This is a genomic window from Streptomyces phytophilus, assembly GCF_013870535.1.
In the GTDB taxonomy this organism is placed as follows: domain Bacteria; phylum Actinomycetota; class Actinomycetes; order Streptomycetales; family Streptomycetaceae; genus Streptomyces; species Streptomyces phytophilus.
Map to the genome: position 1 here is coordinate 1 of NZ_JACBXC010000158.1, position 8,140 is coordinate 8,140.

Below are 8,140 nucleotides of genomic sequence, written 5' to 3' on the forward strand. Positions count from 1 at the left end.
AGCTCGCCGCCGCCGGCGAGCGCGGCGGCGGCCCGCCGCAGCACCCGGCGCCGCTCCTCGCCGGGCAGGTGCAGATAGGCCACGACCACCAGCTCGTACGCGGCCGGATCCGGCAGGTACTCCAGCAGGTCGGCCCGTACCCACCGGATCCGCTCCGCGGCCCGGGGCGCCAGCTCCGCCGCCCGCCGCCGGCCCCGCTCCAGCGCGACCCCCGAGAAGTCCACCGCCGTCACCTGCCAGCCGCGGTCCGCTAGCCACAGCGCGTTGCGCCCCTCGCCCGCGGCCAGGTCGAGGGCCCGCCCGGGAGTGATCTCCGCCACCTCGCGGGCCACCCAGCGGTTGGGCTCACCGCCCCAAACGAGGTCTTTCGCGGCATAGCGTTCGTCCCAGGCGCCACTGTCCATAAACCTGATCGCTCCCCGCTGCGTCTAACGAGTAGGAGATCACGTTCTCACAGCCGGGCGGAGGATCCGAGATGACCAGACACCACCCCCACCCGCAGCACGCCACCGCGCTCGTGCCGGTGTGCCCGCGCTGCGGTCGCGTCCGCTGCATCTGCCCGCCCATGGCGGCCGCCTGAGCGGCCGCCATGGGCTCGCCCCACCGGGGTTCAGGGGTGCTTGCGCTGATGCCCGAAGCGCACGCCGTCCAGCTTGAATCCGTGCACGGTGGGATCGACCCGGCGCTGCATCGCGCGCCGCTCCGGAGCCGCCTCGATCACCGGCTCCGGCTCGCCGGCCGCGATGATCCGCGCCAGCAGCCGCGCGCGCAGCCCGTCGGCGAGCGCGCGGTGCGAGGCGAGCCCGACAAGGTTGTCCAGCTCGTACGGGTCGTGGGCCAGGTCGTACAGCGCCGTCTCGACGTACCTGCTGCCGGAGCGGGTGCGCCAGCCGTCGGCCGCCGGGTCGACGACGTAGTACTTCCACCGTGAGGTGCGCAGCGCCCGTCCGCACTCGGACTCGCTGACCTGGACGAAGACGTCCTCCGGCCAGTCGGCACCGGGGTCGCGGACCAGCGGCAGGAAGGAGCGTCCGTGCATCTCCTCCGGGACGTCGAGCCCCGCGGCGTCCAGGAGGGTCGGCGGCAGGTCAAGGGTGCTGACCGGGGCGTCGAGCACCCGGCCGCCGGCGAAGCCGGGGCCGCGCAGGGCCAGCGGGACCCGGATCGAACCGTCGTGGCAGGAGCGCTTGTACTCGGAGTTGCGGGTACGGAAGTGGCTGCCGTGATCGGAGGTGAACGCCACGATCGTGTCGTCGAGCAGGTCCATGCTGCGCAGCGCGTCCAGCAGTCGGCCCAGGCCCTCGTCGACGCGCCGGATCTGGCCGCAGTAGCCGGCGATGTGCCGGTGCGCCGTGCTGCCCGGTGCGGCCGCGGCGGACAGCGCGGCCAGGTCCGGAGGCAGCCAGCGGCCGGTGTAGCGCTCCTCGTAGCCGTCGGGCGCCGGGTAGTCGTCGACCTCGTTCTGGTGGTGCGGCTCGATGAGGGACAGGAAGAGGAAGAACGGCTCCTCGTGGTGGTCGGCGGCGAACCGGATCGCCGCGTCGAACAGCGCGTCCGAGCGGTAGCCGGGCAGCCGCACCGGGTCGCCGTCCTCGTCGTACATCACCGTGCGGTACGCGTCCGAGGTGAACTCCAGCACGTTGGCGGCCAGCCAGTGCTGGTACCCGCCGCGCTCCTCCGGCGGCACCGGGTCCTTGCCGGCCAGGTGCCACTTGCCGATGTACCCGGTGGTGTACCCCGCGTCGCCGAAGTGGTGCGCGAGCGTGCGGGCGTCGCGCGGCAGCGGGATCCCGTTGCGGTAGCAGCCGGTGTCGGTGGGCCAGCGGCCCGTCTGGAGAGCCGCCCGGGCGGGCGCGCAGACGGGCTGCGGGGTGATCGCCGCCGACGCGTACGTGCCCGAGCGGGCCATCCGGTCGAACGCGGGCGTGAGGCCGAGCGGGTTGCCGCCCGCGCCCGTCGTGTCCCAGCGCTGCTGGTCGGTGAACACGACGATGACATGGGGCCGCCGGTCGGGCATCGGGGTCCTTTCCGCACGGGGGAGTGGGGGGTCATTTCAGGCCGGTCAGGGTGATACCGCGGACGAAGTAGCGCTGGCTGAAGATCAGCAGCAGGGCCGTCGGTACGAACATGATGACCGACCCCGCGGCGGTGAGGTGCCAGAGCTGGAACTGCTCCTGGCTGAACTGGGTGAGCCCCACCGGGATCGTCCGCATCCGCTCCGAGGTCGTCACCACCAGCGGCCAGAGGAACTCGTTCCACTGGAAGACGAACGTGAACAGGCCCAGCACGGCCAGCGCCGGCTTGCACTGCGGCAGGATGATCCGCCAGTAGATGGTGAACTCGCCCGCCCCGTCCACCCGGGCCGCGTGGATGAGGTCGTCGGGGATGGGCTGGATGAACTGCCGCATGAGGAAGATCCCGAAGCCGTCCATGAGGAACGGCACGATGAGCCCCTGGTAGCTGTCGAGCCAGCCGAGGTCCGACATCATCACGTACAGCGGGATCATGCGGACGAACAGCGGGATCATCAGCGTCGCCAGGATCGCGACGAACAGCGTGTTCTTGAACGGGAATTCGAACTTCGCGAAGACGTAGCCCACCAGCGGATCGAAGATCAGGTGGGAGAGCGCGATCGCGCCCGCGACGATCAGGCTGTTGAGGATGAAGCTGCCGAACGGCGCCTCCTCGAACAGCGTCGAGTAGTTGCCCCACTGCGGCGACTCGGGCCAGAGCACCGACTCCGCGGACAGCATCTCCTTCTCGGTCTGCAGCGACAGCGAGACGGTGTAGAGCAGCGGCACGATGGTGATCAGGCTGGCGATGGTGAGCAGTACGTAGGCGATCGCCTTGGACGTCCCGGCGGTCATCAGTACTGCACCTCCCTCTTCCGGCCGATGCGCAACTGCACCAGCGTGAACGCGACGATGACGAGCAGCAGCAGCACCGAGAGCGCGGACGCGTAGCCGAAGTTGCGGGAGCGGAACGCCAGCTCGAAGATGTGGAAGACGAAGAGGTCGGACGCCTCGCCGGGGCCGCCGCGGGTGATGATGTACGCCTGCCCGAACGCCTGCAGCCCGGTGATCACCGCCATGACGGAGACGAACAGCGTGGTCGGGGTGAGCAGCGGCACCGTGATCCGCCGGAACTGCTGCCAGCGGCTGGCGCCGTCGACCTTGGCGGCCTCGTAGTACACGTCGGGGATGCCCTGGAGCCCGGCCAGGAAGAGGATCATCGTGTATCCGGTGGTCATCCACAGCGTGACCGCGACGATGGTGGCCACCGGATGGGTGTTCAGCCACTCCTGGGTGGGCAGGCCGAGGTCCGACAGTATCCGGTTGAGGATGCCGAGTTCGGGGTCGAGGATGTTGCGCCACATCAGGCCGACCACGGCGATCGAGGTCAGGTACGGCACCAGGAGCGCGAGCTTGAACGCCAGGCTGCCGCGCAGCTTCTGGTTGATGAGCACCGCGAGGCCCATGCCCAGCACGATGGCGCCGACCGTGGTGGCGACGGCGAACTGGAGCGTGACCTTGAACGCGTTGCGCGCCTGCGGATCCTCGAAGGCGTTGGTGTAGTTGTCCAGCCCGGCGAACTCGTCGGCCCGCTGGCCCGTCAGCATGCTGGTGTTGAGGATGTCGGCGATCGGGTAGTAGAAGAAGATCGCGAAGAAGACGAGCGCCGGCGCCAGGAACACGTACGCGGTACGCGCCTGGCGCCGGGCGATCGGGGAGCGCTTGGCGCGCTTGCCGCGCTTCGGGAGCTCCACGGGCTCCGGGCGCTGGGGGGCTTCCGCCGACGTCGCCATGTGCACTTAGCCCTTGAGGATGTTCTTGGCCGCGTCGTCGTAGGCGGCGAACGCCTCTTCCGCGTCGGCCCCCTCGATCAGCATGGTCTCGTACAGCGTCTTGTAGATGTCCTCCAGCTCGCCCGCCTTGCCGGTGGCGTAGACGCCGGTGCGGAACTCCTCGGCGTAGGGCAGCCCCTCGGTGAAGGGCTTGACGTCCGGGTTCTCCTGGACCACCGACTCCTTCGCCCACGACTTGCGCGGCATCAGCATGCTGGACTCCTCGGTCGCCGCGGTCTCGGTCTTCAGCGCCGTGATCCGCTTGATGAAGTCCCACGACAGCTCGGGGCTCTTCGCCTTCGCCGGGACGAACAGCGTGGTGCCGCCGGCGATCGTCGACTGCCGCTCGCCCTTCAGCGCCGGCGCGATCCCGTACTCCAGGTCCGGGTTGGACTGCTTGATGATCGGGATGTCCCAGGGGCCGGTGAGGATCATGGCCGTGCGCTCGGCGGCGAAGAACTTCGCGGCGCGCGTCACGTCCAGGGAGGTCGTCGGCTTGGGGGAGACCTTGTGCTCGTGCACGAGGTCCCGCTGGAACTGCATCGCCTCCATGGCGGCGGTGCGCGGCTGGAGCAGCTCGCCGCTGTCCGCGTCGTACTCGTGCACGCCGTTCTGGAGCATCCACGGGTAGGAGTAGCTGAGGTTGTCGTTGAGCACCGTGCCGCTCACGTCGCCGGAGGTCAGCTCCCGGGCGGCGGCCAGGAAGTCGTCCCAGGTGGCGGGCGGTTCGATGCCCGCCTCGTCGAGCATCCTGCGGTTGTAGAACAGCAGCGTGCAGGTGTAGTGCATCTGGATGCCGTACACCTGGCCCTCGTGGGAGTTGTCCGCGACGGCGACCTCCAGCCAGTCGTCCGGGAAGCCGATCTTCGCGCCGTCCTTGTCGATGTACTTCTGCAGCGACAGCGCGTCCTTGCTGAGCGCGAACTCCTGCACCCAGCTGCCCGGCTCCTCCACGACGTCCGGCACGTTCCCGGACTGGAAGTCGGAGACGAGCTTGGTGCGCAGGTCCTCCCACTGGAACTTCTGCAGCTCCACGGTGACCCCGTGGTCCTTCTCGAACTGCGCGACGACGTCCTTGTACGCCTCGTACTCGTGCGCGTTGTTCCAGTAGGCGAGGAACGTGCCGCCGCCCCCGCCGCCGCCCGACTCGGCCTCGGGCGCGCCCGAGCCGCAGGCGGCCAGGGGGAGCGCCGCGGCGGCACCGCCGGCGACGCCCAGCATCCTGCGCCGGGTCATCCACTGACCGTTGATGGCTGGCCTTGCTGACATGCGGGTGCTCCTCTCGCCGTGCATTCGGTTGGTCACGCGCGTCTCGGACACGCGCTCGTTCACGTCGACTCCCTGGGTATGAAGGACCAGGGCAGGACGATCTCCCGGGCCGCCGGCGGCTCCGCCGCCGCCAGTCGTTCGAACAGCAGCCGGGCGACGCGGCTGAAGTCGATCTGCCGCTGGCCCACGGTGCTCAGCGCGGGGCGGATCACCGAGCCCTCCTCCAGGTTGCCGACGCCGAGGACGGCCACGTCCGCGGGCACCGTGCGGCCGGTGTCGCGGACCGCCCATACCGCGCTGATGGCCGCCCGGTCGGAGGCCACGAACAGCGCGTCCGGCGGCTCGGGCAGGGCCATGAGCGCGGCGGTGGCGCGGTAGCCCTCCACGCGGCTGTCGGCGCCGTCGCGGACGAACCGGGGATCGGGCGTCAGGCCGTGCCGCCGCACCGCGTCCCGGTACGCCGCCAGCCGCGCGGAGCGGTCGTCCAGCTCCAGGTCGTGCCGGTGGCCCAGGAAGGCGACCCGGCGGCGCCCGGCGCTCAGCAGGTGGTCAAGCGCCTCACCGCACGCCTCGTACTCCGGGGTGCGCACGACGTCGAAGCCGTCCGGCACCACCGAGTTGTCGACCACGACCATCGCCAGCCGGCCGCGGGCCAGCTCGCCGAAGTCGCCGAAGTGGCGCGCGGAGTCGAAGAAGACGGCGCCGTCGGCCAGGCCCTGCCGGAGCAGCCGGGCCGCGTGCGCGGCGTGCGCGGGGGAGTCGACGATGAGGGTGAGGACGCCGTAGCCGTCGGCGTCGGCCGCCGCGTGCAGGTCGCGTACCAGCTGCTCCTGCACAGGGCTGCCCAGCGAGCCGATCACCAGGCAGACCCGCTCGGTGCGGCGCTTGCGCAGCCCGCGCGCGGAACTGTTCGGTACGTAGCCGAGATCCCGTACGGCCGCCAGCACCCGTTCGCGGGTGTCGGCGCCGATCCGGTTGTCCCGCCCGTTGACCACGTAGCTCACCGTCGCGACGGACACCCCCGCGAGGGCGGCGACGTCGCGGACCGTGGGACGCGTCTTCTTCGGCATGATGATACGTTTAAGCACCTGGAGCGCGGCAGGGTCAAGCCTTCGTGCGTGAAGTCTCCTGACGAATCGTCAAGCCCCTGGTCAGCGCGGTGCGCCTGTGGGCTAGATGCGCACCCCGTGCGAGCGCAGATAGCGCAACGGGTCGACGTCGGACCCGTAGCCGGGACCCGTGCGGACCTCGAAGTGCAGATGCGGCCCGGTGGAGTTCCCGGTGGAGCCGGAGCGGCCGATGCGCTGCCCGGCGTTGACCGGCCGGCCGGCGCTCACGGTGATCGCGGAGAGGTGCGCGTACTGGCTGTAGCGGCCGTCGCGGTGCCGGATGACCACCTCGTAGCCGTACGCGCCCGCCCACCCGGCGCTGACGACCTCGCCGTCCGCGACGGAGCGCACCCCGGTGCCGACGGAGACGGGGAAGTCGACCCCCGTGTGGTAGCCGCTGGACCAGCTGCTGCCGCTGGCGCCGTACGGGGTGCCGGTGGCGGCGTCGGCGAGCGGGGAGGTGTAGTCGGCGGCGGGCTTCGGCTCGGGTTTCGGCTTCGGTTTCGGCTTGGCCTCGGCCTGGCGCGCGGGGGCGCTCTTCTTCCCGTCCGGCTTCGTGCGGTCCGGCTTGGCCCGCTGGGGCCCGGACTTGCGGGGCTTGGTCTTCTCGGGCTTCGCCTTGCCGCCGGACTTCGCCTTGTCCTGGGACTTGGTCCCGGCCGGCTTCGCCTTCTCGCCCCCGGTCTTCTTCGTGCCGGCGGCGGGGGAGTCCGCGCGGGGCCTCGGCGGTGCCGCGGCGCCGCCGCGGAGGCTGAGGCGCTGGCCGGGGAGGATCAGGTCGGGGTCGGCGCCGACGACGCCGCGGTTGCGCTCGTACAGCGCGGGCCACCCGCCCTGTACGCGGTGCTGGTCGGCGATGCCGGACAGGGTCTCCCCGCTGGCGACCTCGTGGTGGCCGGGCTTCTTGCCGACGGTGCCGGCGCGCCCGCCCTGCGGTGCGGCAGCGCTGCCCCCGGCGGCCGTCTCCGTATCGGCCCGGTCGGATAACGCGCCGTCGGACGGCGGGGCCGGGTTCTCCTGCGATCGGCCCTTCGCCGGGCTGTGCACGGAGTCCGCGGGCGCGCCCGCGGCCGGCGTGACGGCGCCTGCGACCAGCGGCAGCGCGAGTCCCGCGCCGCTCGCGGTGACGGTGAGGGAGGCCCGCGACACCGGGCCGGGGCGGTAGCGGCGGTGCCGACCGCGCCCTGTGCGCTCTGACATGACTGAGTCACTTTCCGTGCGCCGAGACCTGAGCGAACGATAGAAGTGCCCGTCCGGTTGGACAAGAGGGCGTCGGCCGCCGTCTCCGTGACCTCGTACGTTGCAACCGTCCCGGCCGGCTCCCGGGGCCTGCCGCGGCGCCCGCTCCCCGGATGGCCTAGCCCGACAGGAAGTTAGACAGAGTCTAATGTAGGATGGGTTCCATACGCACGAGCAAGGAGGCGCCCACACATGACCACGATCCTCGACAAGAAGGCCCTGGACGTCACCGGCGAGGCGCTGCAGGGCGCGCTGGTCGATCTGCTGGATCTGTCCCTGCAGGGCAAGCAGGCGCACTGGAACCTCACCGGCCCCCTCTTCCGCGAGCTGCACCTGCAGCTCGACAAGATGGTCAAGCTCGCCCGCGGGCACGCCGACACGCTCGCCGAGCGGGCCGCGGCCCTGGGCGTGAGCCCGGACGGCCGGGCGAAGACCATCGCCGCCGGCAGCCCACTGCCCGACATCGGCCCCGGGAAGATCTCCGACCAGAAGGTCATCGACGACGTGACCGACATGCTGGAGAAGGCCGCCGTGCGCATGCGGCAGCGGGTGGCGGACACCGACGACACCGACCTCATCACGCAGGACCTGCTCATCACCGCGACGCAGGACCTTGAGCAGCAGGCGTGGTTCTTCCGCTCGCACCGCATCAGCTGACGCGGCTCCGCAGCCGGCCGCG

General features: G+C 71.1%; 8 protein-coding genes. 1 reads left to right on the top strand and 7 read right to left on the bottom strand.

Going from position 1 to position 8,140, the window contains the following annotated elements; all coding sequences use genetic code 11:
* From H5J30_RS10870 to H5J30_RS10900, 7 genes are all read right to left on the bottom strand, one after another.
* Positions 1-404 (bottom strand): class I SAM-dependent methyltransferase (locus H5J30_RS10870; protein ID WP_181787227.1); only part of this gene is annotated, 404 nt, incomplete at its 3' end.
* Positions 405-610: 206 nt separating this feature from the next.
* Positions 611-2,017 carry a sulfatase family protein gene (locus H5J30_RS10875; RefSeq protein WP_181787228.1) on the bottom strand — a complete coding sequence of 469 codons (1,407 nt, stop codon included), beginning with the start codon at positions 2,015-2,017 and terminating at the stop codon, positions 611-613.
* 31 nt (positions 2,018-2,048) lie between these two features.
* The gene (locus H5J30_RS10880) at positions 2,049-2,867 is read right to left on the bottom strand and encodes a carbohydrate ABC transporter permease (protein WP_181787229.1); all 819 of its coding nucleotides are present in this window, start codon (positions 2,865-2,867) and stop codon (positions 2,049-2,051) included.
* Positions 2,867-3,766 carry a carbohydrate ABC transporter permease gene (locus tag H5J30_RS10885; RefSeq protein ID WP_309505495.1) on the bottom strand — a complete coding sequence of 300 codons (900 nt, stop codon included), beginning with the start codon at positions 3,764-3,766 and terminating at the stop codon, positions 2,867-2,869. Before H5J30_RS10885 ends, H5J30_RS10880 begins: the two co-directional genes overlap by 1 nt.
* Before the next feature lie 45 nt (positions 3,767-3,811).
* Positions 3,812-5,113 (bottom strand): ABC transporter substrate-binding protein, encoded by a 1,302-nt coding sequence (locus H5J30_RS10890; RefSeq protein ID WP_258563242.1) that lies wholly within the window; start codon positions 5,111-5,113, stop codon positions 3,812-3,814.
* A 59-nt stretch (positions 5,114-5,172) separates the two neighbouring features.
* The gene (locus H5J30_RS10895) at positions 5,173-6,183 is read right to left on the bottom strand and encodes a LacI family DNA-binding transcriptional regulator (RefSeq protein ID WP_181787231.1); all 1,011 of its coding nucleotides are present in this window, start codon (positions 6,181-6,183) and stop codon (positions 5,173-5,175) included.
* A gap of 102 nt (positions 6,184-6,285) precedes the next feature.
* Positions 6,286-7,371 carry a M23 family metallopeptidase gene (locus H5J30_RS10900; RefSeq protein ID WP_309505496.1) on the bottom strand — a complete coding sequence of 362 codons (1,086 nt, stop codon included), beginning with the start codon at positions 7,369-7,371 and terminating at the stop codon, positions 6,286-6,288.
* Positions 7,372-7,653: 282 nt separating this feature from the next.
* Between H5J30_RS10900 and H5J30_RS10905 the strand changes: the two genes are divergently transcribed.
* Entirely contained in the window at positions 7,654-8,118 is a 465-nt protein-coding gene (locus H5J30_RS10905) for a Dps family protein (RefSeq protein WP_181787233.1), read from the top strand.
* The last annotated feature ends 22 nt before the right edge of the window (positions 8,119-8,140 follow it).